Raw genomic sequence first — 23,459 nt, 5'->3', positions numbered from 1 at the left:
CGAGGCGGGCGCCGCCGACGTGATGATCTCCGGGGAGGGGAGGCCGGACGGGCGGAGCGTCGGCAGCGGCCTCGGTGTGCGTGCCGGCGCGCGCCCGTGGAGCCCTCGCGGCGGGGCGGGGAACGATGAGGGGAGCCGTGACGGTGCCGCTCGCGCGTGGGGGGACCGGGGGTGGCGGACGGTCGCCGCCGGGCTTGTCGCGGTGCCCGCGGCCCTGGGCGGAGCGGGGTGCACCGGGGGTACGGCACAGGAAATCGCGCCGAACGCCGTGCTGCCCCGGGCGGACGTCAATCCGATGCCGCGCGATCGCGTGCAGGACGGCGGCACTCTGCATTGGGCCCTGCCTGAATTTCCCGCGCAGTGGAACTTCCACCACTTGAACGGGAAAACGGGCTCGGTCGACCGGGTCGTCCAAGGGGCATTGCCCCGGCTCATGCGGGCGGACGAGAAAGGTGTGGTGCACCGTGTTCCGGAGTACCTCCGTTCGGCCGAGGTAAAGCGCGCTGGACGTGGGCAGACGGTCGTCTACCGGCTCAACCCCGAGGCGCGATGGTCGGACGGGCGGGCCATCGGGTACCGGGACTTCGCGGCGCAGGCGCGCGCGCTGTCCGGGCGGGATCCACGCTATGAGATCGCCGACGACACGGGGTACCGGCGCATTGCACGTGTTGAACGGGGCGTGGACGAACGTGTCGTGGAAGTCGTGTTCGATCGGCCGTACGCGGATTGGCGGAGCCTGTTCAGCCCCCTGTATCCGGCGTCGGCGTACAGCGACCCTCGGGCGTTCAATACCGGGTGGCTCGAACGGCCGCCCGTCACCGCGGGGCCGTTCGAGGTCGGGGACGTCGACCGCACGGCGAAGACGATCACGCTCGTGCGGGATCCGGACTGGTGGGGCAGGTCCGCGAAGCTCGATCGGATCGTCTACCGGGCGATGGACCCGGTGGCGATGCCGGGGGCGTTCGCCAACGGGGAGATCGGCCTGATGGAGGCGGGGCCGGACGCCGGTGCGCTGCGGCGGGTGCGGGGGACGCGCGGCGGCGAGGTCCGGCGGGCGGGCGGCCCGGACGCGCGGGTGTTCACGCTCAACGCGGCCGGGGCGATCCTGTCGGACGTGCGGGTGCGGCGCGCGGTGATGCTCGGCCTGGACCGGGACGCGATCGCCCGGTCCGACCTCGCGGGCCTCGGGGTCCCCGTGCGGACGCTCGGGAATCACTTCTACGTCGGCACCCAGCACGGCTATCGCGACAACTCGGACGTTCTCGGACGGCACGACCCCGCGGAGGCGGCGCGTCTCCTCGACGATGCGGGCTGGGGGAAACGGGGCCGCCACCGCGTGAAGGACGGGCGGACGCTCGCGCTCCGGTTCGTCGTCGCGGCCGGGCAGCCGATCGGCGCACGGGAAGGGGAGCTGGCGCGCGCACTGCTCGCACGCATCGGCGTTCGGGTCGACATCGAACCCGTTCCGGCCGACGACCTGTTCGGCCACATCACCCGGGGAGACTTCGACATCGCGCCGTTCTCCTGGTTCGGGACGCCGTTCCCCGTGTCGTCGATGCGGGCGGTTTACGCACGCCCACGGAAAGGGGAAGTCCGGCAGAACTACTCGGGAGGCGGCACTGCGGAGATCGATGAGGCGCTCGAGAAGGCGGTGACGGCGGAGGACGCGGCCGAGGTCCACGCCCTTGTGAACCGGGCCGACCGACTCGTGTGGCGGGAGGCGCTCGTCCTGCCGCTGTACCAGCGTCCCCAACTGGTCGCCGCGCGGGTGGACTTGGCCAATATCGGCGCCTGCGGTTTCTACCAGCCCGCTTACGAGGACGTCGGTTTCGCTCAGGAACCGTCGGACGACGGGTAGGGCAGTTCGATGCCTTTACGGTCGCTGGTGTAGCGGGCGTTCCACACGTAAAGCTTCAGGTCGTCCGCCGACACGCCCTCCTGGACGGGAAGGTCGGACGCGATCCGCACGAGGTACGTCGCGCCCGCGGGCATCATCTGGGTGCCCGCCTCCTCGAACGGGGGCTCGGCCCCGTCGACGCGGGCGATGATCTCGCTGTGGTTGGGGAGGGTGCACATGTCCTCGGGGATGCCGACCTGCGGCATGCACCGCTCGCGCGCGTCCTCCGGCACCTGGGCCACGGGCATGAAGAGGTCGGCGGGGAAGTCCAGCATGACGGGGCGGCGCTGCGTGTTCGTCAGGACGTAGTCGGCGTAGGCGTAGGTGGTTCCCGAGGGAGGGGCCTCGGTGGCGCCGAGCGGCTCGGCGCCGGTCCCGGAACCGACGGCCGCGAGGCCGTAGCCGTACCCCTCGGGGGTCGTGAAGTTCACCGCGGTGCCCGTCGGGGGCGCCGGCTGCGACGTCAGCGACGGGGAGACCGCGCCGGCCCCGCTCGCCCGCGACGGCGGCGCCCCGCCGCTCCCGCCGTCCGCCCCCGGCCGCAGGACGACGATCCCGGCGGCGATCGCGGCGATGCCGACGGCGCCCGTGAGGGCGCCGGCCAGGCCGAGGCGGCCCGCGCCGGCCCGGCGGGGCTTTCGCCGCCGCCCCCCGGCGGACCGCGGCCCGTTGCTGTACGACATGGTCTCCGTGCTCCCCTCAGCCCGTTGCGTCCGGATCGGTAAGCGCGTGCTGCCCGTGGGTGGCAGGTCACGATACCGGACACCCGGATCAGCACTGGACAGGCCGCTCTTGACGTGAGAAACGCCGAACCAGTAGGGCGAACGCCTACGAACCGCGTTCGATGAGGGCGTCGCGGCCGAGTCCCCGCAGGGACGCGTCGAGCACCTGCGCGGTGTGCGCGATCGCGATCCCGGCGCCGCGGCGCCGCAGCGCGCCCGCGATCTGCATCGTGCAGCCCGGGTTGGCGGCGACCAGCAGTTCGGCGCCGGTCGCGGACACGTTCGCCGCCTTGCGGTCGCCCAGCTCACCGGCCGCCTCCGGCTGCAGCACGTTGTACGTGCCGGCCGAGCCGCAGCAGATGTCGGGGTCGGCGATCTCCCGGACCGTCAGCTCCGGGATCGCCGCGAGCAGCGCCCGCGGCTGCGCCCGCACGCCCTGCGCGTGGGACAGGTGGCAGGCGTCGTGGTACGCGACGGTGACCGGAAGCGGCCTGCGCTCCGCGCGGGGCCCCAGCTCGGCGAGGAACTCCGCGAGGTCGCGGGCGCGATCCGACAGCGCGTCCGCCCGGCGCGCCCACGCCGGGTCGTCCGCCAGCAGCGCCCGGTACTCCTTCATCGACGACCCGCAGCCCGCCGAGTTCACCACGACGACGTCCACGCCCTCGAACGCCTCGATCGTCCGGCGGGCGAACGCGCGCGCCTCGTCCGCGCGTCCCGCGTGCATCGACAGCGCGCCGCAGCAGCCCTGCCCGCGCGGGACGACGACGTCGCACCCCTCCATCGCCAGCACGCGGGCCGTCGCCGCGTTGACGTCCGGGAAGAACTCGCCCTGGACGCAGCCGACCAGCATGCCGACGGTGGCGCGCCGGTCCCCGCGCGCGGCGACCCGCTCGGGCAGCCGCGGCGCCCGGCCGAGCGGCGGCGCGAGCCGCTCCATCGCCGCGAGCGACGGCGAGACGCGCTCCAGCAGCCCCGAGCGGCGGACGACCCGGTCCAGGCCCGACCGCTGGTAGGCGCGCAGCGGCCCGCGCAGCGCCCGCAGCCGCCGCCGGTACGGGAACAGCCGGAAGACCAGCTCGCGGACGGCCCGCTCCCGCAGCGGCCGCGGATGGTCGCGTTCGACCTCGGCCCGCGTCAGCTCGATCAGCCGGTCGTACTGGACGCCGGACGGGCAGGACGTCACGCACGCCATGCAGGCGAGGCACCGGTCGAAGTGCTCGACCATCGGAGCGCCGAGCGGCTCGCCCTTCGCGTGCTGGTCCATCAGGTGGATGCGGCCGCGCGGCGAGTCCATCTCCTCGCCCCACAGCACGTACGTCGGGCACGTCGGCAGGCAGAACCCGCAGTGCACGCAGTCGCCGAGCAGGTTCGCCCGCTCGTCCGGCGAACCGGGGAGCGGTGGTCCGGTCTGAGGGGCGCTCATCAGATACCTCCCGTGAAACGGCCGGGGGACAGCCGGTGGTCGGGGTCGAACTGGTCCTTGACGCGCCGCATCAGCGCCAGCGCGGGGACCGGGCCCCACACGTCGACGGCGTCGCGCACGTCCCGGGGGGCATAGCGGACGACCGCGCCGCCCTTGTGCCGGGCCAGCGCGGCCCGGACGTCGGCGAGGACGTCCGCGACGTTCCCGGACGGGACCGCGCCGGGGGACAGGCCCACGTACCCGTGCCCGTCTCCGCTCCAGGCCACGGCGGCCCCGGCCGCGGGGAGCGCGGCCAGCAGGTCGCGGAGCGCGGGCGGGGGCGCGGCGACGTCGAGCAGGACGGTGCCGTCCGGGTAGCGGCCCCAGCCGCCGGGCGGGTCCTTTGAGACGCGTGCGGCTCCGCCCAGGAGCGCGGCCGTCTGCTCCGCGCGCGCGCCGACACCGTCCGGGACTCCCTCGAGCAGGACGGCCACCGTCCCGGGGGAGAGGTACTCGACGGCACTCGGAACCACGGGCGAATGCAGGACGGCCTGCACCGCCTCGTGCGCCTCCTCCGGGCCGTCGACGGAACGGGCGACGTACGCGTGGGCGGCCGGGATCGGGTGCAGGCGGAACGTGGCCTCGACGATGAGCCCCAGCGTCCCGTACGAGCCGCAGAACAGCCGCCCCAGGTCGTACCCGGCGACGTTCTTGACGACCTTGCCGCCCGACTTCGCCACTTGACCGTCCGCCCGGACGATCGTGAGCCCGATGACCAGGTTCCTCGGGGTTCCGTAAAGGGTCCGGAGCGGACCGGACGCTCCCGCAGCGATCGTCCCGCCGACCGTGGAGCCGGGCAAGGGCGCGTCCAGGGCGAGCCGCTGCCCCTCGCCCGCGAGCTCCTCGCCCAGCCGTTCCAGCGGCGTCCCCGCCTGCGCGGTGGCCACGAGATCGCCCGCGGCGTGCTCGACGAGGCGGTCGAGCCGCCGGGTGTCCACGATCAGGTCGCAGCGGTGCGGGGGCGTGCCCCAGTCCAGCCGCGTCTCGCCGCCGCGCGGGACGACCGCCAGCCCGTGCTCGGCGGCGACCCGCATCACCTCCGCCGCCTCGCCGACCGTGCCGGGCGCGGCGACGACGGCGGGCTCGACTCCCAGCACGCCCTCCTCCGGCTCGCCGGGACGGACGTCGCCACAGACCTTCGCCAGCGCGCCGAGCGCGTCATGAGGCCGCATCAGAACAGGTCCGCCTTTCCCTCGAACGGGTGGGGCCCTTTGCGCACACCGGGAACCTCCCCGCACAGGCGCGGCGTCGGGAACACCTTCCCGGGGTTGCAGACACCCGCCGGGTCGAACCCGCAGCGCACCATCTGCATGGTGTCCAGGTCGGCGTCGCTGAACATGCGCGGCATGTACCGGGACTTGTCCACGCCCACGCCGTGCTCGCCCGTAATGGACCCGCCGTGCTCGATGCAAAGATCCAGGATCGCGCCCGACACTTCCTCTGCGCGCGCGCCCGCACCTTCTTCGGCGTCGTCGAACAGCACCAGCGGATGCAGGTTCCCGTCTCCCGCGTGGAACACGTTCGCGACCCGCACCCCGGACTCCGCCGACAGCTCGTCGATCCGCGCGAGCACCCGCGGCAGGGCCGTCCGCGGGATGACGCCGTCCTGCACGATGTAGGCGGGGCTGATCCGCCCCACCGCGGCGAACGCCGACTTGCGGCCCGTCCAGATCAGGGCCCGTTCCGCGTCGTCGGTCGCGACCCGGATCTCGAACGCGCCCGCGTCCAGGCACATCCGCTCGACCTGCGCGAACTGCGCCGCGACCTCCGCCTCCGGGCCGTCCAGCTCCACGATCAGGACGGCGCCCGCCCCCGGCGGGTAGCCGCACCGCACCGCCGCCTCCGCCGCCTCGATCGACAGCGCGTCCATCATCTCGATCGCCGCCGGGACGACCCCCGCGCCGATGATCGCCGACACCGCCGTGCCGCCCGCCTCGATCGACCCGAACGCCGCCAGCAGCGTCTGCACGGTCTCCGGCACCCGCGTCAGCCGCACGGTGATCTTCGTTGCGATGCCGAGCGTCCCCTCCGCCCCGACGAACACGCCGAGGAGGTCGTAGCCCGGGCCGTCCGCCGTCAGCTCCACCAGCTCCCCGTCGGGGGTGACGACCTCGCAGGCCAGCACGTGGTGCGCGGTGAACCCGTACTTCAGGCAGTGCGCGCCGCCGGAGTTCTCCGCCACGTTCCCGCCGACCGAGCAGATCTGCTGGCTGGACGGGTCCGGCGCGAAGTAGTACCCGTACGGCCGCACGGCGCGCGTCACGTCCAGGTTGATCACCCCGGGCTCCACCACCGCCCGCTGCCCCGGAATGTCGATCTCCAGGATCCGCCGCATCCGCGACGTCACGATCAGGACGCCGTCCGCGCGGGGGAGCGCCCCGCCCGACAGCCCGGTCCCCGACCCGCGCGCCACGTACGGGACGCCCGTCGCCGCGCACTCGCGGACGATCGCCGCGACCTGCTCGGCGGTGTCGGGCAGCACGACGACGGCGGGCGAGCACCGATGGTTCGTCAGCCCGTCGCACTCGTACGTCCGCAGCCGCACGGGGTCGGTGATGATCCGTTCCGGTCCCAGCAACGCGTCCAGGCGCCCCGCGAGCGCCTTCAGCTCCGGCTCCATCGTCTCAACGATCCTCCCTGCCCCCGCCCGCCCGCAATGCATGGACGGCCGTGGCGGCCCGGGACGGAACCCGGACCGCCACGGCCGGACCGTTCGCTCAGCTCATCCGCTCGTAGGCGGGGGTGGTGAGGAACTCGGAGTAGTCGTCGGCGAGCGTGACCTCCTTGAACAGGGCCACCGCCTCGTTGTAGCGGGGCTCCTTGAACGCGTCGCCCAGCTCGGCGCGGATCTTGCCCAGCTCCTCGTCCAGCAGCCGCTCCACCCACTCCTTGGTGATCTTCTGGCCCTCGGCGGTGGAGACGCCGTTGTAGATCCACTGCCACACCTGCGAGCGGGAGATCTCCGCCGTGGCCGCGTCCTCCATCAGGTTGTGGATGGCGACCGCGCCCGCGCCGTCCAGCCAGGTGGCCAGGTAGCGCAGCGCCACGTCGATGTTGTTCCGCAGCCCCGCCTCGGTGATGTCGCCCGGGGTGGCCTTGACGTTGAGCAGGTCGGCGGCGGTGACGTCGACGTCCTCGCGGAGCCGGTCGCGCTGGTTCGGCTTGTCGCCGAGGACGCCGTCGAAGACCTCGCGGCAGATCGGGACGAGGTCGGGGTGCGCGACCCAGGAACCGTCGAACCCGTCGCCGGACTCGCGGGTCTTGTCCGCCCGCACCTTCTCCAGCGCGACCTTGTTGACCTCCTCGTCCCGGCGGGACGGGATGAACGCCGCCATGCCGCCGATCGCGTGCGCGCCGCGCTTGTGGCAGCTGCGCACCAGCAGCTCGGTGTAGGCGCGCATGAACGGCGCGGTCATCGTGATCGCGTTGCGCTCCGGCAGGACGAACTCGGCGCCGCGGTCGCGGAACTTCTTGATGACCGAGAACAGGTAGTCCCACCGGCCCGCGTTCAGCCCGGCGGAGTGGTCGCGCAGCTCGTAGAGGATCTCCTCCATCTCGAACGCGGCCGGGATCGTCTCGATCAGGACGGTCGCGCGGATGGTCCCCCGCGGGATGTTCAGGTGGTCCTGCGCCAGGTTGAACGCGTCGTTCCAGAGCCGCGCCTCCTGGTGCGCCTCCATCTTCGGCAGGTAGAAGTACGGCCCCTTGCCCTTGTCGATCTGCCGCTGCGCGCAGTGGAAGAAGTAGAGGCCGAAGTCGAACAGCGACCCGGACATGGGCTCGCCGTCGATCAGCAGGTGCTTCTCGTCCATGTGCCAGCCGCGCGGCCGGACGACGATCGTCGCCAGCTCGCCGTCCTCCTTGAGCGCGTACGACTTGCCGCTCTTGGGGTCGGTGAAGTCGATCGTGCGGTCGAGGGCGTCCCGCAGGTTGAGCTGGCCCTCGATCATGTTGTTCCACAGCGGGGTGTTGGCGTCCTCGAAGTCGGCCAGCCACACCTTCGCGCCCGAGTTCAGCGCGTTGATCGTCATCTTCCGGTCCGTCGGGCCGGTGATCTCGACGCGGCGGTCCTCGAGCCCCGGCGCGGGGTCGGCGACGCGCCACGAGTCGTCCTCGCGGATGTGCGCGGTCTCGGGGAGGAAGTCGAGCGTGCCGCCCTCCGACAGCCGGCGCTGCCGCTCCGCGCGGGCCCCGAGGAGCTCCTTGCGGCGCCCGCCCAGCTCGCGCTGGAGGGCGGCGAGCAGGCCGAGCGCCTCCGGCGTCAGGATCTCCTCGTACCGGTCGCCGAGCGGCCCGGTGATCTCGATGCCGTCCTGGTTGCCCATCTGCCCGCCCTTTCGTCTAGCGAAATTCCATTTCTGTTACGCGAAGAACGTTACTCGGGGGTACACGCGCCGGTCAAAGCGGGTGCGCCCCCGGCCGCCCTCCTCCCGATCTCCCCGCCGCGGCCCGCGGCAACCGCCCCGCGGAACCGGCGCATAAGCAGGTGACGCGGGAGACGCCGCGTGAGACGATCGACGGGAAGATACGGCCGCGCCGCGGCGTTCTACCGAGGACATATGACTCAACTTTTCACTGCAGACCAGACCGCGGACGAGCTCGAGCCCATGACCGGCGAGCTCGACCTCGAGGACCGGCGGGCACTGCGCCGCGTCGCCGGACTGTCCACCGAGCTGACCGACGTCACCGAGGTCGAATACCGTTCCCTGCGGCTGGAGCGGGTCGTCCTGGTCGGCGTCTGGACCGAGGGCACCGCCGAGGCCGCCGAGAACTCGCTGCGCGAACTCGCGCTGCTCGCCGAGACGGCCGGGTCCGAGGTGCTCGAGGGCCTCGTGCAGCGGCGCTCCCGTCCCGACCCGGCCACCTACATCGGGTCCGGCAAGGCCGCCGAACTGCGCGACGTCGTCATCGCGACCGGTGCCGACACCGTCATCTGCGACGGCGAGCTCGCCCCGAGCCAGCTGCGCCACCTGGAGGACACCGTCCAGGTCAAGGTCATCGACCGGACCGCCCTGATCCTCGACATCTTCGCCCAGCACGCCAAGAGCCGCGAGGGCAAGGCGCAGGTCGAGCTCGCGCAGCTCGACTACCTGCTGCCCCGCCTGCGCGGCTGGGGCGGCAACCTGTCCCGGCAGGTCGGCGGCCGCGCCGCCGGCGGCGTCGGGATCGGCGGCCGCGGCCCCGGCGAGACCAAGATCGAGCTGGACCGGCGGCGGATCCGCACCCGGATGGCCAAGCTGCGCCGGCAGATCGCCGAGATGTCCAAGTCGCGCGACACCAAGCGCGGCGGCCGCCGCCGCCACGACGTGCCGGCGGTCGCCATCGCCGGCTACACCAACGCGGGCAAGTCGTCCCTGCTCAACCGGCTCACCGGCGCCGGGGTGCTGGTGGAGAACGCCCTGTTCGCCACCCTCGACCCCACCGTCCGGCGCGCCGAGACCCCCGGCGGCCGCGCCTACACGCTGGCCGACACCGTCGGGTTCGTCCGGCACCTGCCGCACCAGCTCGTCGAGGCGTTCCGCTCGACGCTGGAGGAGGTCTCCGACGCGGGCCTGATCCTGCACGTCGTGGACGGCTCCGACCCCGACCCGGAGGCGCAGATCGACGCCGTCCGCGAGGTCCTGCGCGAGATCGACGCCCAGGACGTCCCCGAGATCATCGTGATCAACAAGGCGGACGCCGCCGACGAGCTCGCGATCGCCCGGCTGCGGCGCCGCGAGCCGAACAGCGTCGTCGTCTCCGCCCGCACCGGGGCCGGCATCGAGGAGCTGCGCGCCGCGATCGAGGCGGGGCTGCCCGGCCTCGAGGCCGAGCTGCACGTGCTCGTCCCGTACGAGCGGGGCGACCTGGTCGCGCAGGTCCACGAGCGCGGCGAGATCCTCGAGCAGGAGCACCTCGCCGAGGGCACGATGCTGCACGCGCGCGTCCCCGACGACCTCGCCGCCGAGCTCGCCCGGTTCGAGGCCGCCCCCGCCTGACCCTCCCCGCGAACCCCGCCGGATCCGATCCGGCGGGGTTTTCGGTCGAGAATCCACCGAATTCCGGCCATTCCTAAATGGACGCACGGTCGCCATGTGGTGACAGCTTCGCCAATCGGCTTGACCGGGCCGCCGAATTCCGTACGGTCATAGCTCTATGGGCGGGGCGGCGGGCGTCGACGAAAGGTTGTCGGAGGGGCCTCCGGTGCACTACCGTGACGGAACCGATATCTCCGGTCTCGTTGCCTGTGGTGGTCGCACGATCACCCGACCCTCCAACGGTGAATCGCCGGCACCCAGTCGGCGTCTCGGATCGAGAGCAGGTGGACCACTTCATGGCGTCCGGTACGTCGTCCCATCAAGGCCGGTGAACCAATGACGGTACGGCTGTTGACGAACATCGGCAGGCTCTGGACGGGCACCGACGTCTGCAGCAACGCCGCCGTGCTCATCCACGACGACCGGATCGTCTGGGCCGGCCCGGCATCGGACCTCCCGCAGAGCATCCCCGGCGTCATCGACGACATCGTCGACGTCGACCACGTGGAGAACCTCGGCGGCGGGCTCGTCACCCCCGGGCTCATCGACGCCCACGCCCACCCCGTCTACGCGGGCAACCGCTGGGCCGAACTCGCGATGCGCACCAGCGGATCGTCCCACTCGGCCATCGCGGCCGCCGGCGGCGGCGTCAACTCGACCGTCACCGTCACCCGCGGCACCGACCCCTGGACCCTGTGCAACGGCGTCCGCGAACGCCTCCGCCAGTGGATCATCGCCGGGACCACCACCGTCGAGGCCAAGACCGGCTACCACCTGACCCGCGACGGCGAACTCGCCGACATCCGGATGCTGCGCTCCCTCGAGTCCGAACCCTCGATGCCCCGCATCCACGCGACGTTCCTCGCCGCGCACATCCTCCCGCCCGAGTTCTTCGGCCGCCGCCGCGACTACATCGAGGCCGTCCGCCTGTGGGCCGGCGACGCCGCCGTCGCGGGCGCCGACAGCATCGACGTCTACTGCGACGAGGGCCACTTCACCGCCGAGGAGGCCCGCGCCCTCCTGCTCACCGGCAAGCGCGCCGGCCTGAAGGCCCGCATGCACGCCTGCGCCAACGAGCGCGTCGGCGCCGCGCAGGTCGCCGCCGAGGTCGGCTGCGCCTCCGCCGACCTGCTCACCCAGGCCAACGACGACGACATCAAGGCCCTCGCCCACGCCGGCGTCACCGCCACCGTCTGCCCGGGCAGCGCCCTCAACAGCAGCCGCGCCCCCGCGCCCGTCCGGCAGATGCTCGACCGCGGCGTCACCGTCGCGCTCGGCACCGACCACAACCCGGGCCAGTGCGGCATCACGTCCATGCCGCTGGTCATCGGCCTCGCCGTCGCCATGTTCGGCCTCAGCGTCACCGAGGCGCTCCGCGCCGCCACCCTCGGCGGCGCCGCCGCCCTCCGCTACGGCGACCGCGGCTCCCTCGCCCCCGGCATGCTCGCCGACATCGTGCTCTGGGACGCCGACCACGAGGGCGCCTTCGCCTGGGCCTTCGGCCTCCGCGCCCACCGCGTCTGGCGCGGCGGCGTCCCCGTCCAGCCCTGACGCCCCGCGCACCCGCGGGGTTCGCGCCGGCACGGTCGTCCACCACGCGCGGACGCGCGTCCCCGCCGTCGAGCCCGCCCGCACCGGCGAGGCGCCGCGGCCGCCGGTGCGCGGCAACGGCCCGCCCCCGCCGTCGAGTTATCCACAACCGATGATGAAGCGGCGACACCCCGTCACGGCCGCTTAACGTCGGCCGCATGAAAGCGTCCGACCGCCTCCAGGCACTCGTCGACCGCGTGCGGGACGCGCCCCCGCAGGACCCGCCCGCCGCCCGCCTGCGCGCGGCGCCCGACCGCCCGGGCGTCCGCGCGCTCGTCCTCCTCGCCGTGATCGCCGCCGTCGTGGCCGCCGGCTACCTGTGGGCGTCCCGCCCACGCCCCCACGCCGCACCGGCGCCGGACGCGAGCGTCGCGACCCTCGCCGCCGGACCGGCCTCGACGCCCGCGACGCCCGCGACGCCCGCATCGCCCGCGCCGCCCTCCGGCACGGTCGTCGTCCACGTGCTCGGAAAGGTGCGGAAACCGGGCGTGATCACCCTCCCGGCGGGCTCCCGCGTCGCCGAGGCATTGGAGGCCGCCGGGGGAGTGCGCCGCGGCGTGCGGACCGGCCCCCTCAACCTCGCCCGCAAGCTGGTGGACGGCGAGCAGATCCCGGTGGGCGTCCCCGCGCCCACACCCCCGCCCGGCGCCCCGCAGCCAACGCCGCCCGGCGACGCCGGGCAGCCGGTCGACCTGAACACCGCCACCGTCGACCAACTGGACGAACTGCCCGGCGTGGGCCCCGTCCTGGCCGGCCGCATCATCGAGTACCGCACCCAGAACGGCGGCTTCCGCTCGGTCGACCAGCTCCAGGACGTCGACGGCATAGGCGCGAGCCGCTTCGCCGACCTCAAATCGAAGGTCCGCGTATGACCGCCACCACCGGCCCCTTCACCGGGCCGCCGCCCGGCGCCGGGCGCCCGTGGGGGCTTCGGCTGGACGGTCGAGGTCGGGCCGTCTGGTGCGTCCGCCTCCGGCTTTGCGGCGGGGATGCGGTGTGCGCGGGGGCGCCTCGGTACCGCGAGCGGCGGTCGGGCGTGCGGGCGGGTGGCGTTCGGACGGTTCATACCGGCGCCTTGTTCAGGCCGGGCGGTCGAGTGCGCGGTGTGCGTGTCGGGTTCTTGGCCTCGGGCGACGCGCGTGCTTTGGACGGGGCGGGGTGGGGGCAGTGCGTGGGGCGGCCGGCTTCGGCGTTACGGCGTTGCGGCGGTCGGGTGCTACGGCGGCCGGGCGTTCGGGGGGCCGGGACGAGGTTGACGGCGGGGGAGTGGGATGAATCATGATCTGCGGCTCGTCCTGCCGGCTCTGGCGGCGTGGCTTACGGCCGCGGTCGCCATCGGGGTCGCGCCGGCCGTGTCGTACGCGCTCGCGGCGGTGGCGGCGGTGGCGGCCATCGGTGTCCTGGTGCCCCGCCGGGCAGGGGCCCACCGGCTCATCGCCGGGGCGGTGCTCGCCTGCGCAGCCGCGGCGGCCGTCGGCGTCGCGTTGCGCGCCACCGCGGTCGGCGGCGGTCCGGTGCCCGACCTGGCCCGTGCCGGAGGCACCGCGGCCGCCGAGGCCGTCGTCACGGGGGATCCGCAGGCCACGGGCGGCGCGACGCGGAAGACGATCACGCTCCGGGCGCGCGTGGAGACCGTGGGGCGGACGGACGTTCGTGTTCCCGTGCTGCTCATCGCGCACGATCGTCGCTGGCTGGGTCTCGTCCCCAGCCAGCGGGTGCGGTTCACCGGCAGGTTCCGGGAACCCCGCGGGGACCGGCTCCTGGCCGCCGTGGTGCTCGTCCGCGGCGCGCCGTCCGTCCGCTCCCCGCCGTCCGGGGCGCAGCGGGCCGCCGAGGCCGTCCGGGCCGAGCTGCGCGCGGCCACCGACGTCCTGCCGCCCGGCCAGCGCGGAGTACTGCCCGCGATGGTGGTCGGTGACACGTCGCGGATCCCGCCGGACCTCGCCGACGACTTCCGCACGGCGGGACTCGCCCATCTCCTCGTCGTGTCCGGCGCGAACCTCGCGATCGTCATCGGCGCGGTCGTCGGGCTGTGCCGCCTCGTCGGGCTCGGCCGCCGCGCGCCCCCGCTCGCCGTCATCGCGGTCTGCGCGTTCGTCGTCGTGGCACGGCCGGAGCCGAGCGTGCTGCGCGCCGCCGTCATGGGCGTCGTCGGCCTGCTCGCCCTGTTCGCCGGGCGCCGCCGGCAGGGGCTGCCCGCGCTCGGCGCCGCGGTGCTGCTGCTCGTCCTGATCGACCCCGCGCTGGCGCGTTCGTACGGGTTCGCGCTGTCGGTGGCGGCGACCGCGGGCCTGCTCGTCCTCGCGCCGCCCTGGCGGGAGCGTCTCGCCCGGTACCTGCCCGGCCCGCTGGCGGACGCCCTCGCCGTCGCGGCGGCGGCCCAGACGGCCGTCGCCCCGATCCTCGTCATGCTGTCCGGAGAGGTCGGTGTCGTCTCGGTGTTCGCGAACCTGCTGGCCGCCCCCGCCGTGGCGCCCGCCACGCTGATCGGGGCGCTCGCCGCGGTCGTCGCGCCCTTCGCGCCGCCGCTCGCCCGGCTGCTCGTCCGACCCGCGGGCCTCGCCGTCGGCTGGATCATCGGGGTCGCGCGCGTCACCGCCGACCTCCCGTACGCGACGGTGCCCTGGCTCGCGGGCGGGCTCGGCGCCGTGAGCCTGTCGGTGGCGGCGACCGCGGTCCTGCTCGTCCTGCGCAGCTTCCGCGCGCGGCTGGTCGTGGCGGCGCTCCTCACCGGGATCCTGGTCGCGGTGGTCGCCCTGCGGGTGACGGCGCCCGGATGGCCCCCGCCCGGCTGGCGGATGGTCGCGTGCGACGTCGGCCAGGGCGATGCGGTGGTGCTCGCGGCCGGGCCCGGCCGTGCCGTCGTCGTCGACGCGGGCCCCGAACCGGGCCCGGTCGACGCCTGCCTGGACCGCCTGCGGATCTCCGACGTCCCGCTCCTGGTCATCACCCACCCGCACGCCGACCACGTGGACGGGACGGCCGGGGTCCGCGCCGGCCGCGCCGTCCGGCAGGTCCTGACGACCCCGCGCACGTCCGGCCGCGCCGCCCGCGCGGCCCGCGGCGTCCCCGCCCGTCCCGCCCTCCCCGGCCAGCGGTGGCGCATCGGCGACCTCGCCCTGGCCGTCATCGGGCCGCTCGCCACCGGCCCGCCCCTCGCCCGCGGCGACGACGGCAGCACCATCAACAACGCCAGCGTCGTGCTGGTGGCGCACGGCCCGGGGTTCAGCGCCCTGCTCTCGGGCGACATCGAGGCCGACGCCCAGCGCGCCCTTGCGGGCAGTGTCCCGCCCGTCCAGGTCCTGAAGGTCCCGCACCACGGTTCCCGCAGCCAGGACGCCCGTTTCCTGGCGGCGGCCCGGGCGTCGATCGCGCTCATCTCCGTCGGCCGCGACAACGACTACGGTCACCCGTCGCCCGCGACGCTCGCCCTCCTGCGCGGCCTGAACGTCCGCGTCCACCGCACCGACCGCGAGGGAGACATCGCCGTCGTCCGCACGGCCGCCGGGCTCGCCACCGTCTCCCGCCGCTGAACCCGGCGCATCGGCGCGAGCGGCGCGTGCCGGGAGCGGACGCACGTGCGGCCGTGTGGGGGCGGTGTCAAGGCCACCGGGCTCCCGCCGCGCGCCTATGCCGAGTGGGCCCGCGACCGTGGCGCGGACTTCCGCCGACGGCGCGGGCGGGTGCGGGGGCGTGGCATGCTGCTAGGTGTGTCGGTAGAGCCCATCATCCTGGTCGTCGGTGACGAAGAGCTGCTGGTCGAGCGTGCGGTCGGCGAGGTCGTCGCGTCCGTGCGGGCCGGGGACCCGGACACGGAGGTCATCGACCTCGCGCCCGGGGGCCTGGAGCCCGGACGGATCTCGGAGCTGACGTCGCCGTCGCTGTTCGGCGGCGGCAAGGTCCTGGTGATCCGGTCGGCGCAGGACCTCGGCAAGGACCTCGCCGCGGAGGTGCTGAAGTACGCCAGGACGCCCGCGGACGACGTGGTGCTCGTGGCCCTGCACCCCGGTGGTGCCAAGGGCAAGGCGCTGGTGGACGGGCTGACGAAGCTCAAGGCGCGCAAGATCGTCTGCCCGAAGGTCACCAAGGTCGGCGAACGGGTCGACTTCGTCCGCGCCGAGATCCGCCGCGCGGGCGGCAAGATCTCGGCGGACGGCGCGCGCGGGCTGATCGACGCCGTCGGGAACGACCTGCGGGAGCTGGCGGCGGCGTGCAGCCAGCTCGTCGCCGACACGGGCGGGAAGATCGACGATGCCGCGGTGGCCCGGTACTACCGGGGACGGGCCGAGGTCAGCGGGTTCACGGTGGCGGACAAGGCCATCGAGGGGCAACTGGCCGACGCCCTCGAGCAACTGCGGTGGGCGCTCGCGACGGGGGTGCCGCCGGTGCTGATCGTCAGTGCGCTGGCGCAGGGCGTCCGGGGGCTCGCCAAGGTCGGCGGCGCGCCCCGCGGCGCCCGGGGGGCCGCCCTCGCCAAGGACCTGGGCATGCCGCCGTGGAAGATCGAGCGCGTGCAGAAGCAGTTGCGGGCGTGGTCGGCGGACGGTGTCGCGCGGGCGATCACGGTCGTCGCCGAAGCCGACGCGGCCGTGAAGGGCGCCGCGGCCGACCCCGCGTACGCGCTGGAACGGACGGTCGCGGAGATCGTCGCGGCCCGCGGCTGACCTGCGGACGACCGGCCCGCCGCGGTGCCGGGGTGGCCGCGCGCGGGCGGCGCCTCCCGGCGCGCTCAGGGCGTCTCGGCGGCCTTCTTCAGGGCGTTCGCCTCCATCGTGACGTAGGCGCGGGCGCGGCGGCCGAACAGCAGCCCGATCACGGGGGCGAGCGGGCCCTCCTGGACGAGCGTCAGTTGCAGCGACGCGCCGTCCGGCGCGGCCTGGACGAGGTGCCCGGCGGTCGTGGTGACGCCGGGCGCGCGCGACACCCAGGTGAACGACTCGCCTTCGGTGAACTCGGTGACCGACCAGACGGCGGCGGCGAGACGCGGCTGCCGGATCCGGGCGCGCGCGCCGAGGCGGAGGGGGCCGTCGAGCAGCTCGACGCTCTCCATCGACGGGGTCAGGCCGGGGAGCCGTTCGACGTCGGCCAGGACGCTCCACACCCGTTCGGGGGGCGCGGCGACGTCGACGGTGATCTCGAAGCGCATCAGGGACTCCGGAGGCTGGTGCGGACGGCCGACAGCAGGTCGGTGACGAGCGGATCGTCGGCGCGGGACGGCAGGTGCAGGGCGTGGTAGGGGACGGCGGGAAGGTCGATGATCTCGCGGGCGACCAGGCCGGGGGAAGGGGTCACGCAGCCGTTCACGACGGCGAGGCCGACGCCGAGGGCCACGAAGTGCAGCATCAGCGGCCAGCCCTCGGCCTCGACGGCGACCGACCACGGGACGTCCGCGGCGCGCAGCGCGCGTTCGAGGGCGACCCGGTGCGGCCCGGCGGGCGGCGGGACGATCAGCGCGGTGCCGGCGAGGTCGGCGAGGGAGAGGGCGGGCGCGGCGGCGAGGGGATGGTCCGCGGGCATGACCAGGACCTGCGGGAACGTCGCGAGGACGGTGGCGGCGAGGTCGGCGGGCTGGACGTCCAGGACGGCGACGCCCACGTCGGCGCGGCCGGTGCGGACGGCCGCGAGGGTGCGCGCGCGGTCCCCGTTGATCAGCCGGACGCCGGAACGGACGACGCCGCCCAGCAGGTACAGGTAGGCGCCCTCGCCGGCGGCGAGCGTGGGCGCCCGGGAGGTGCCGTCCAGGTCGGCGAGGAAGGACGCGACGCGGGCGTCGAGGTCGCGGGCGAGGCGGGCGGCGGCCTCGCCCGCCGGGGTCAGCGCGAGGCGCCGCCCGTGCCGGGTGTAGAGGGGACGGCCAAGCGTCTCGGCGAGCCGGCGCACCTTGACGTGCAGCGCCGGCTGCGAGATGTGCAGCTCCTCGGCGGCGCGGGTGAAGTTGAGGTGGTCGGCGAACACGGCGAACGAGGCGAGCGCGTCGGTGGACACCCGGTCCAGGTCCATAACCGTGGACTATAGCCGCGCGGGACATCCATAGTTCTGTTCGAGAGCCGGATGCCGGATCGTCGGGGCATGACCATCGAATCGCGGCTCGGCATCGACTTCGGCAGGGTGATCCAGGGCGGCGCGCGGGCGCCGGGGAACGCGGACACCGCCTTCCTCGGCGGCTCGCTGGAGCAGGCGCTGGCGTCCCCCGCGGCGGACGGCGTCTTCGACGTCCTCCCGGAACTGATCGCGCTCGTCGGCGGGCGCGCCTGGATCGTCTCCAAGGCGGGCGACCGGGTGCGGGCGCGGACGCTCGCCTGGCTCGACCACCACGACTTCTACCGGCGGACGGGACTCGCGCGGGAGAACGTGCGCTTCTGCAGGAAACGTGCGGACAAGGCCCTGCACTGCGCGGAACTCGGCATCACCCACATGATCGACGATCGCCTCGACGTCCACCGGGCGCTCCGCGGGATCGTCCCGCACCTGTACCTGTTCGGGCCGCAGGAGACCGTGCCGGAATGGGTGCGGCACGTCCCTTCCTGGGCGGACGCGCGGGTGCTCAGCAGAGATATCGGGGAGGGACGGACGCCGTCAGCCACACGCCGTTCGAGGTGACACGGAACTCGTGCCCGTCGGCCGCCATCCGCCCGGCCCGGACGACGAGGACGACCGGGGCGCCGCGGCGCGCGCCCACCCGCTCCGCCGTCTCGCGGTCGGGGGACAGGTGGACGGCGTGGCGGCCCATCGGCCGGAGACCCTCGCGCCTGATCGCGGCGACGAACCGTCCGGCGGTGCCGTGGTACAGGACGTCCGGCGGGGGAGCGACGGGCAGGTTCAGCTCGACGGGGACCGAGTGGCCCTGGACGGCGCGGATCCGGTTACCGTCGAGGGCGTAGCGCCCCTTGCCGTCGGACGCCACGACGCGTTCGAGCTCGCCGCGGCCGATGGGGAAGCCGTGCCGGGCGGCGGCCGCGAGGAGCTCGCCGACGTCGGCCCAGCCCTCCCGGTCGAGCACGAGGCCGATGTCGCCGGGGCGGTGCCGCAGGTGACGCGCGAGGTACTTCGAGACCCGCACCGCGCGGCGCTCGTCCCGCGGCCCGCCGCCGGGCGGCGCCTGCTCGTCCATCGTCCCGTCCCCGGACATGCATCAGGGCCGGTCCGCGGACCGGCCCTCGACGCGTGGTGCGGCCTTACCCGGCCTGCGGCTCGCTTACTTGGCCTGCAGCTCGGCGGCGCGCTTGGCGATCGCCGACTTGCGGTTCGCGGCCTGGTTCTTGTGGATGACGCCCTTGCTGGCGGCCTTGTCGAGCTTGCGGGCGGCGTTGCGCTGCGCGGCGACGGCGTCCTCGACGTTGCCGGCCTCGGCGGCCTCGCGGAACTTGCGGATCGCCGTCTTCAGCTCCGACTTGACGGCCTTGTTGCGCAGGCGGGCCTTCTCGTTCTGCTTGTTGCGCTTGATCTGGGACTTGATGTTAGCCACGTCGTAGTGCCTCAGCTTGGGTAGCGATCCTCGCCTGCGCGCCGGCAGGCTCTGACGAATGTCTGACGGGGGCGGTCGGTGTCGGTGCCCCCGGGGCACGACGGTACGCCACACGCAGTCGCACAGCTTAGCAATCACCCGGGCCCGCCCCAAACCGGGCCGTGCGGAGCCGTGCACAGAGCCGTGCACAGAGCATCGCGCCGGGCATGGGACCATGGGATGTACAGAACCCATGTCCACACCCTGAGTGAGTTTGCGAACGGACCCCGGTGGCAGCGCCTGAGCCCAACAAAACCGATCCCGCGATCATCCGCAACTTCTGCATCATCGCGCACATCGACCATGGAAAGTCGACGCTCGCGGACCGGATGCTGCAGCTGACCGGCGTGGTCGAGGAGCGCCAGATGCGCGCCCAGTACCTCGACCGCATGGACATCGAGCGCGAGCGCGGCATCACGATCAAGAGCCAGGCGGTCCGGCTGCCGTGGACGCGCGACGGCGTCGAGCACGTCCTGAACCTGATCGACACCCCCGGCCACGTCGACTTCTCCTACGAGGTGTCGCGGTCGCTGGCGGCGTGCGAGGGCGCGGTCCTGCTGGTGGACGCGGCGCAGGGCATCGAGGCGCAGACGCTCGCGAACCTGTACCTGGCGATCGAGGCCGACCTGCACCTGATCCCGGTGCTCAACAAGATCGACCTCCCGGCCGCGCAGCCCGACAAGTACGCCGAGGAGATCGCGGGCATCATCGGCTGCGACCCGTCCGACGTCCTGCGGGTGTCCGGCAAGACGGGCGAGGGCGTCGCCGAGCTGCTGGACCGGATCGTCGAGACGGTCCCGGCGCCGGTCGGCGACCCGGACGGCCCGGCCCGCGCGCTGATCTTCGATTCGGTGTACGACACCTACCGGGGCGTCGTCACGTACGTCCGGATCGTGGACGGGCACCTGTCGCGCCGCGAGAAGAGCCTGATGATGTCGACGGGCGCCGCGCACGAGACCCTCGAGGTCGGCGTGATCGCGCCCGAGCCGAAGCCGGTCGGCGGGCTCGGCGTCGGCGAGGTCGGCTACCTGATCACCGGGGTGAAGGATGTCCGGCAGGCGCGGGTCGGCGACACGGTGACGACCGCGTCGAAGGCGGCGCCCGAGGCGCTCGGCGGCTACCAGGACCCCAAGCCGATGGTGTTCTCCGGCCTGTACCCGGTGGACGGCGACCAGTACCCCGACCTGCGGGAGGCGCTGGAGAAGCTGCGGCTGAACGACGCCGCGCTGGTGTACGAGCCGGAGACGTCGGCCGCGCTCGGGTTCGGGTTCCGCTGCGGGTTCCTCGGCCTCCTGCACATGGAGATCGTCCGGGAGCGGCTGGAGCGCGAGTTCGGCCTGTCGCTGATCTCCACCGCGCCGAACGTCGTGTACCGCGCGGTGATGGAGGACGGCACCGAGCACACCGTCACGAACCCGAGCGAGTTCCCCGAGGGCAAGGTCGGCGGGGTGTACGAGCCGATGGTGAAGGCGACGCTGCTGTCGCCGTCCGAGCACATCGGCGCGATCATGGAGCTGTGCCAGGGGCGGCGCGGCGAGCTGCTCGGCATGGACTACCTGTCGCCCGAGCGGGTCGAGATCCGCTACACGCTGCCGCTCGCCGAGATCATCTTCGACTTCTACGACCAGCTCAAGACGCGGACCCGCGGGTACGCCTCGCTGGACTACGAGCCGAGCGGGGAGAAGGAGTCCGACCTGGTGAAGGTCGACATCCTGCTGCAGGGCGAGTCCGTCGACGCGTTCAGCCAGATCGTCCACCGGGACAAGTCCCGCGAGTACGGGCTGATGATGACGTCGAAGCTCAAGGAGCTGATCCCGCGGCAGCAGTACGAGGTGCCGATCCAGGCCGCGGTGGGCGCCCGCATCATCGCCCGGGAGAACATCCGCGCCATCCGCAAGGACGTCCTCGCCAAGTGCTACGGCGGCGACATCTCCCGCAAGCGGAAGCTGCTGGAGAAGCAGAAGGAGGGCAAGAAGCGGATGAAGACCATCGGGCGGGTGGACGTCCCGCAGGAGGCCTTCGTCGCGGCGCTGTCCACCGGCGGCGGGGGCGAGTCCACCGACAAGGGCAAGAAGTAGGCGTCAGGGGACGGCCCCGGCCCGGCGGGAGCGCGCGGCTCCCCGGGACCGGGGCCCGGCCCGCCGCTACTTCTTGATCAGCGGCCAGGCCACCGGGGCCGGCACGCGCCGGAACTCGCCGCGGTTGGCGGCGCGTCCCGCGTACACCAGGAAGAACATCACGACCGCGGTGAAGACCAGCGGCACCCAGATGAGGACGTCGACGGCCAGCGCCAGCAGCCCGCCGACGATCCAGACGGCGAGGGCCGCCAGCCCCATGTTGAGGCCCTGCGCGGCGTGCCGCCGGGCGAACGCCGAGCGCGGCTTGCCGAGGTAGACGATCGCGGGCGCGATCGCGCCGACGAGGAACTGCCCGATGTAGGCCATCAGCGACCAGGTCCGCTCGTCGTCGGCGACGGGACCCTGGTGGCCGGGCATCGGGCGGGTCCGCGGCGGCTGCTGCGGGCCGGGCCCGGGTGCGGCGCCGGGCGGCGGCGCGCCGGGCGGCTGCTGCTGCCACATGTTGCCGGGCTGCTGCCAGGGCGCCTGCCCGGGCTGTCCCCGGCCCTGCGAGGGGGGAGGCCCGTAGGCCATGGCGGGCTCCTCTCCGACGTCGCGCCTTCGCCGTCCGTTGTTCCGTGGTGAACTCTACGACTCCTCGGACGCGCGCGAGGTTCGCCCCGGTTCCGCGATTCCCGCCGGAGTCACGGACGCCACAGCACCGCGGACGGTTCCCCGGGCGTGAGCGTGGCGGAACCGTCCCAGGTGATCGCGGACGGGCCCGGCAGGAACGCGTCGTCGAGCTTGAACGCGCGATGGATCGCCGTGACCGAGATCGGGGCGCGGTCGTCGCCGAGCCCGGTCGGCCGCCGCACGGCCTCGACGCTCGCGATGTCGGACGTCCGGGTGCCCGGCGGCAGCTCGACGGCGGTGGCGACGGCGCCGTCGCGCCCGATCGCCCGGTCGGCCAGCCCGTGGTCGGACCGGTACGGGACGGACGGGTCGTCCTTCAGCCGCACGACGATCGCGACGCCCGGCGCGGACCCGAGCGCCGTCCCCGCGCCGACGTCCATGGCGAACTCGACGAACAGGTAGTCGCGGGGGTCGCCGGCCTCGGGCGTCGCCGGGTCGGACGGCTCCTCGACCTTCCCCTCCCGGACGAGTTCCTGCGCCATCACCCGGTACGTCCACGGCTCGCGGTCCATGACGGCCTCGCGGGCGCGCCCGTCCGGGCGGGTGCGGGACGCGTCCGGCAGGAACCGCAGCGGCGCGGCCGGGGAGATCACGTCGCACAGGTTGTTGTTCTGCGTACAGGTCTGCAGGACCGGATGGTCCCGCTCGTACCGGCCCGTGAAGTTCAGCGTGAAGTGGAACGGCCCGTGGTAGACGGCCGTCCCCGGCACCCGTGCGCCCGACGCGTCCACCTCGACCCGGTACGTCCACTCGATGTCGGTCGTCCGGCCCCACCGGGCGAGCAGGCCGGGCGTGTCGGTGCCGCCGTCCTCGTTGCTCCACACCAGCGAGTACTCGATGACGCGGTGCCCGGCCGTCGCCGCGGGCCGCGACTCGTGCCACGCGACGAGCGGCGTGTCGGTCGTCGCGTTCTGCAGCGGGTCGCCGAACGGCCAGCCCGTCCGTCCGACGATCACCGGCGCGTGCCGCAGCGCGAGCTGCCCGTCCTCCGGGACGGTGACGCGCGGGCGGGCGAGCGTCACGCGTTCGGCCGCGTCGGCGCTCCCGTCCGCGAACCGCAGCGCGACCGTGTGCCGGCCCTTCCCGACGTGCCCGAGCCCGAGGCTGCGCGATACCGGCTCGGACGACGGGACGACGAGGTCGGTGACGTGCCGTCCGTCCACCGAGATCGCCACCACGGCGGACTCGGCGCCCGCCCGGCCCCAGGAGACGCCCGGCGCCGACGCGGCGAAACCGAGCACCGCCTCCCCGGCCCGCTCGGCGGTGAACGCGAACGTCCGCGCGCCGCCGTCCCGCTCCAGGACGATCGCGCCCGGCGCGGCGGCGTGCGCGGCCGTCCCGGGGACGAGGGCGAGGGGTGCGGCCGCGAGGGCGGCGGTCAGAAACGAGGCGGCGTGACGCGCGCGGCTTCCCATGATCGGAGAACGTAGGGCCGCCGGGTTGCGGCACGGTGACGGATCGGTCCCTCGCCGGTGACGGGCCCGTTGCGCCGCGCCCGGTACCGGCCCGTCCGCAGG

19 protein-coding genes are annotated in these 23,459 nt (G+C 74.0%); 8 read left to right on the top strand and 11 right to left on the bottom strand.

The window, feature by feature from the left end; all coding sequences use genetic code 11:
* The first annotated feature begins 457 nt into the window (after positions 1-457).
* On the top strand, positions 458-1,858 hold the full coding sequence (locus ACFQ11_RS05655; RefSeq protein WP_378296769.1) for an ABC transporter family substrate-binding protein: 1,401 nt from the start codon (positions 458-460) through the stop codon (positions 1,856-1,858).
* Here the strand turns inward: ACFQ11_RS05655 and ACFQ11_RS05650 are convergent.
* The 5 genes from ACFQ11_RS05650 to aceB all read right to left on the bottom strand — a co-directional run bounded on the left by ACFQ11_RS05650 (position 1,834) and on the right by aceB (position 8,406).
* Complete coding sequence (locus ACFQ11_RS05650; RefSeq protein ID WP_378296768.1) at positions 1,834-2,580, bottom strand: hypothetical protein; 747 nt, start codon at positions 2,578-2,580, stop codon at positions 1,834-1,836. The two genes, ACFQ11_RS05655 and ACFQ11_RS05650, sit on opposite strands and share 25 nt — an antisense overlap.
* Positions 2,581-2,725: 145 nt before the next feature.
* The gene (locus ACFQ11_RS05645) at positions 2,726-4,042 is read right to left on the bottom strand and encodes a (Fe-S)-binding protein (protein WP_378296767.1); all 1,317 of its coding nucleotides are present in this window, start codon (positions 4,040-4,042) and stop codon (positions 2,726-2,728) included.
* Complete coding sequence (locus ACFQ11_RS05640) at positions 4,042-5,253, bottom strand: FAD-binding oxidoreductase (RefSeq protein ID WP_378296765.1); 1,212 nt, start codon at positions 5,251-5,253, stop codon at positions 4,042-4,044. Before ACFQ11_RS05640 ends, ACFQ11_RS05645 begins: the two co-directional genes overlap by 1 nt.
* Entirely contained in the window at positions 5,253-6,701 is a 1,449-nt protein-coding gene (locus ACFQ11_RS05635) for an FAD-linked oxidase C-terminal domain-containing protein (protein WP_378296764.1), read from the bottom strand. Before ACFQ11_RS05635 ends, ACFQ11_RS05640 begins: the two co-directional genes overlap by 1 nt.
* A gap of 97 nt (positions 6,702-6,798) precedes the next feature.
* Positions 6,799-8,406 carry a malate synthase A gene (aceB, locus tag ACFQ11_RS05630; protein ID WP_378296763.1) on the bottom strand — a complete coding sequence of 536 codons (1,608 nt, stop codon included), beginning with the start codon at positions 8,404-8,406 and terminating at the stop codon, positions 6,799-6,801.
* Between the two features lie 234 nt (positions 8,407-8,640).
* Between aceB and hflX the strand changes: the two genes are divergently transcribed.
* From hflX to holA, 5 genes are all read left to right on the top strand, one after another.
* On the top strand, positions 8,641-10,059 hold the full coding sequence (gene hflX, locus ACFQ11_RS05625) for a GTPase HflX (RefSeq protein WP_378296762.1): 1,419 nt from the start codon (positions 8,641-8,643) through the stop codon (positions 10,057-10,059).
* Positions 10,060-10,434: 375 nt separating this feature from the next.
* The gene (hutI, locus tag ACFQ11_RS05620) at positions 10,435-11,649 is read left to right on the top strand and encodes an imidazolonepropionase (RefSeq protein WP_192761248.1); all 1,215 of its coding nucleotides are present in this window, start codon (positions 10,435-10,437) and stop codon (positions 11,647-11,649) included.
* A gap of 197 nt (positions 11,650-11,846) precedes the next feature.
* A complete protein-coding gene (locus ACFQ11_RS05615; RefSeq protein WP_378296761.1) occupies positions 11,847-12,560 on the top strand; it encodes a helix-hairpin-helix domain-containing protein in 714 nt (237 codons plus the stop codon).
* A gap of 399 nt (positions 12,561-12,959) precedes the next feature.
* On the top strand, positions 12,960-15,221 hold the full coding sequence (locus tag ACFQ11_RS05610; RefSeq protein WP_378296760.1) for a ComEC/Rec2 family competence protein: 2,262 nt from the start codon (positions 12,960-12,962) through the stop codon (positions 15,219-15,221).
* 165 nt (positions 15,222-15,386) lie between these two features.
* The gene (gene holA / locus ACFQ11_RS05605) at positions 15,387-16,352 is read left to right on the top strand and encodes a DNA polymerase III subunit delta (RefSeq protein ID WP_378296759.1); all 966 of its coding nucleotides are present in this window, start codon (positions 15,387-15,389) and stop codon (positions 16,350-16,352) included.
* A gap of 65 nt (positions 16,353-16,417) precedes the next feature.
* Here the strand turns inward: holA and ACFQ11_RS05600 are convergent, their stop codons facing one another.
* Together ACFQ11_RS05600 and ACFQ11_RS05595 are read right to left on the bottom strand one after the other, a co-directional pair.
* Complete coding sequence (locus ACFQ11_RS05600) at positions 16,418-16,834, bottom strand: SRPBCC family protein (protein ID WP_378296758.1); 417 nt, start codon at positions 16,832-16,834, stop codon at positions 16,418-16,420.
* On the bottom strand, positions 16,834-17,688 hold the full coding sequence (locus ACFQ11_RS05595; RefSeq protein ID WP_378296756.1) for a LysR family transcriptional regulator: 855 nt from the start codon (positions 17,686-17,688) through the stop codon (positions 16,834-16,836). The genes ACFQ11_RS05600 and ACFQ11_RS05595 overlap by 1 nt, the downstream gene beginning before the upstream one ends.
* Positions 17,689-17,757: 69 nt before the next feature.
* Between ACFQ11_RS05595 and ACFQ11_RS05590 the strand changes: the two genes are divergently transcribed.
* A complete protein-coding gene (locus ACFQ11_RS05590) occupies positions 17,758-18,288 on the top strand; it encodes a hypothetical protein (RefSeq protein ID WP_378296755.1) in 531 nt (176 codons plus the stop codon).
* Here the strand turns inward: ACFQ11_RS05590 and ACFQ11_RS05585 are convergent.
* Positions 18,233-18,799, bottom strand: coding sequence for an RNA 2'-phosphotransferase (locus ACFQ11_RS05585; protein WP_378296754.1), 567 nt, complete (start codon positions 18,797-18,799; stop codon positions 18,233-18,235). The two genes, ACFQ11_RS05590 and ACFQ11_RS05585, sit on opposite strands and share 56 nt — an antisense overlap.
* 84 nt (positions 18,800-18,883) lie before the next feature.
* Complete coding sequence (rpsT, locus tag ACFQ11_RS05580) at positions 18,884-19,153, bottom strand: 30S ribosomal protein S20 (protein WP_378296753.1); 270 nt, start codon at positions 19,151-19,153, stop codon at positions 18,884-18,886.
* Positions 19,154-19,422: 269 nt separating this feature from the next.
* Here rpsT and lepA point away from each other — a divergent pair, with 269 nt between their 5' ends.
* Positions 19,423-21,270, top strand: coding sequence for a translation elongation factor 4 (gene lepA, locus ACFQ11_RS05575; RefSeq protein WP_378296752.1), 1,848 nt, complete (start codon positions 19,423-19,425; stop codon positions 21,268-21,270).
* Positions 21,271-21,336: 66 nt separating this feature from the next.
* On the opposite strand, the gene ACFQ11_RS05570 is transcribed toward lepA, so the two are convergent.
* Positions 21,337-21,843: a DUF4870 domain-containing protein gene (locus ACFQ11_RS05570; RefSeq protein WP_378296751.1), complete on the bottom strand. Its 507-nt coding sequence runs from the start codon at positions 21,841-21,843 to the stop codon at positions 21,337-21,339.
* Between the two features lie 110 nt (positions 21,844-21,953).
* Positions 21,954-23,357 carry a hypothetical protein gene (locus ACFQ11_RS05565; protein WP_378296750.1) on the bottom strand — a complete coding sequence of 468 codons (1,404 nt, stop codon included), beginning with the start codon at positions 23,355-23,357 and terminating at the stop codon, positions 21,954-21,956.
* Between the last annotated feature and the right edge of the window lie 102 nt (positions 23,358-23,459).

Origin of the sequence: Actinomadura sediminis (assembly GCF_042675525.1) — a bacterium.
GTDB classification, from domain to species: domain Bacteria; phylum Actinomycetota; class Actinomycetes; order Streptosporangiales; family Streptosporangiaceae; genus Spirillospora; species Spirillospora sediminis.
This window is presented reverse-complemented; position numbering and strand designations above follow the sequence as displayed.